Here is a 2,697-nt window from a genome sequence, read left to right as displayed (position 1 = left end):
TACGCATGCAGCCCGGTGGACAGGATCTCGTCGATGCGGCCGTAGCGCAGGTCGGCCAGCAGCCGGCCCGCCTTGCGCTGGGTCTCCGACGACTGGTCGTTGGCCACCACCGCGAGGTTCTCACCCACCTCGTGCAGGCTGGCGTGCAGCGAGCGCGGCATGTCGCGGCGCAGGATGAGCAGGTCGGCCACGCGCTCGGGCGTGATGACGTCGCGGTACACGCGGCGGTACACCTCGAACGCCGACACGCTGCGCAGGATGGCGCTCCAGTGGTAGAAGTCGAACTCCTGCGGCGCGGCGCGGCTGCGGTCGCGCGTGCCCGAGCCGTGGAAATCGCTCTGCACCGCGTGGAACTTCACGTCCAGCAACCGCGCAGTGTTGTCCGAGCGTTCGAGGAACGTGCCCAGCCGCAGGAAATGGAACGCCTCGTCCTGCAGCATGGTGCCCAGCGTCACCCCGCGCGACAGGTGCGAGCGGTACTTGACCCATTCGAAGAACTGGCCCGGATCGCGCTCGAACAGGCTGCCTTCGAGCTGGCGGTGCAGTTCCAGCCAGGTCTGGTTCTGCGTCTCCCACACCTCGGTGGTGAGCGCCCCGCGCACGGCCCGGGCGTTCTCGCGCGCGGCGCGCAGGCACGACAGGATGGACGACGGGTTGTTGCCATCGCGCACCATGAACTCCAGCACCCCTTCGCGCGTGACCTCGCCGTGCCGCGCGGTATAGGCGGGGATCAGCTCGCTGATCGACAGCAGGCCCAGCCAGCTCTCCTGCGCCACGTCGGCCGACTGCGGGAGCAGCGAGGTCTCGTAGCTCACGTTGAGCATGCGGGCGGTGTTTTCCGCCCGCTCGGTATAGCGGGACATCCAGAACAAGTGATCGGCAGTGCGGCTCAGCATGCGGTCTCCCCGGCAGAAATTTCGAAACGAAGGGTCTGATGCGTCATGCAACGCTCCCTTCTTCTCCCAGCACCCAGGTGTCCTTGGTGCCCCCGCCCTGCGATGAATTCACCACGAGCGAGCCCTCCTTGAGCGCGACGCGCGTCAGGCCGCCGGCGGCCATCTGCACCTTCTGGCCGCTCAGCACGAAGGGGCGCAGATCGATGTGGCGCGGGGCGATGCCCGACTCCACGTAGGTCGGGCAGCTGGAGAGCGACAGCGTGGGCTGGGCGATGTAGCCCGAGGGGTTGGCCAGCACCGCGGCGCGGAACTCCTCGATCTCGGCTTTCGTCGCGGCCGGACCGATCAGCATGCCGTAGCCGCCGGCGCCGTGCACTTCCTTCACGACCAGTTCGTGCAGGTGGTCCAGCACGTAGGCCAGGTCGTCGGGCTTGCGGCACACCCAGGTGGGCACGTTGGCGAGGATGGGCTCCTCGCCCAGGTAGAAGCGGATCATGTCGGGCACGTAGGGGTACACCGACTTGTCGTCGGCGATGCCCGTGCCCACGGCGTTGCAGATCGCCACGTTGCCTGCGCGGTAGGCGTTCATGAGACCCGCGCAGCCCAGGGTGGAGGTGGGGCGGAAGACCTGGGGGTCGAGAAAGTCGTCGTCCACGCGGCGGTAGATCACGTCCACCTGCTTGAGGCCGCGCGTGGTGCGCATGTACACGAAGTTGTCCTTGACCACGAGGTCCTGGCCCTCGACCAGTTCCACGCCCATCTGCTGCGCGAGGAAGGCGTGCTCGAAGTACGCGCTGTTGTACATGCCGGGCGTGAGCACCACCACCGTCGGCTGCGCCGTGGCGGCGGGGGCGCTCGCGCGCAGGGTGTCCAGCAGCAGGTCGGGATAGTGGGCGACCGGCGCCACGCGGTGCGTGCGGAACAGCTCCGGGAAAAGCCGCATCATCATCTTGCGGTTTTCCAGCATGTACGACACGCCCGAGGGCACGCGCAGGTTGTCTTCCAGCACGTAGTAGATGCCGTTGCCGCTCGCGTCCGGGGCGCGCACGATGTCGATGCCGGCGATGTGCGCGTACAGATCGCGCGGCACGTCCACGCCGGCCATCTCGGGCCGGTACTGGGCGTTCTTGAGGATCAGGTCCGAGGGGATGATGCCGGCGTGCAGGATGTCCTGGCCGTGGTAGACGTCGTGGATGAAGCGGTTGAGCGCCGTGACGCGCTGCACCAGCCCCTGCTGCATGCGCGCCCACTCGTGCGCGGGGATGATGCGGGGGATCAGGTCGAAGGGAATGAGCCGCTCGGTGCCGGCGCCGTCCTCGTCCTTGGCGCCGTACACCGCGAAGGTGATGCCCACCCGGCGGAAGATCATCTCGGCCTCGGCGCGGCGCGCCTGCATGGCCTCGTCTGGCTGGCCCGACAACCATTGGCCGTAGCGCTTGTAGTGGGGGCGCACGTCGCTGCCGTCGAACGGCAGCATCGTGTACATCTCATCGAACTTCTGCATAACTGGTGCCTCCTGCAACCAGCATAGCAAGTTGTGAGCCGGGTTTTGGCGACTGGCGGGCCCGGGCGCGTTTTACCGCTCGCACGCCGGGGTGATGGCGCGCCGTCCTCACGGCAACGGGGCAGGCGCGTGGTGCCAGTAGCGCCGGCCCGCGTCGCGTTCGCACCGCCATTGTCCGGGCGCCTCGGACGCCCAGGTGGCGGCACCGCAGCGCGGCGAATCGAGCAGCACGGCGCCCCGCTCGCGGTACCGCGCCACCACCTCCGGCGCGGGATTGGCCGAAGCGGTTGCGGTAGC

Annotated in this window: 3 protein-coding genes; all 3 read right to left on the bottom strand. The window is 68.3% G+C overall.

What is annotated here, in order from left to right:
• The coding region (locus AC27IQ_RS22125; protein WP_487090812.1) for an alpha-E domain-containing protein at positions 1-896 on the bottom strand (896 nt) is incomplete at its 3' end.
• Positions 897-939: 43 nt separating this feature from the next.
• The gene (locus AC27IQ_RS22120) at positions 940-2,400 is read right to left on the bottom strand and encodes a circularly permuted type 2 ATP-grasp protein (protein ID WP_272568087.1); all 1,461 of its coding nucleotides are present in this window, start codon (positions 2,398-2,400) and stop codon (positions 940-942) included.
• 108 nt (positions 2,401-2,508) lie between these two features.
• On the bottom strand, positions 2,509-2,697 hold a 189-nt coding region (locus AC27IQ_RS22115; RefSeq protein ID WP_487090811.1), incomplete at its 5' end, for a hypothetical protein.

The organism is Acidovorax sp. KPB24-07, assembly GCF_057543315.1.
This window is presented reverse-complemented; position numbering and strand designations above follow the sequence as displayed.

Excerpts from the sequence above, each read along its gene's own strand:
- AC27IQ_RS22120 (WP_272568087.1), bottom strand. The coding sequence starts at position 2,400 with ATGCAGAAGTTCGATGAGATGTACACGATGCTGCCGTTCGACGGCAGC.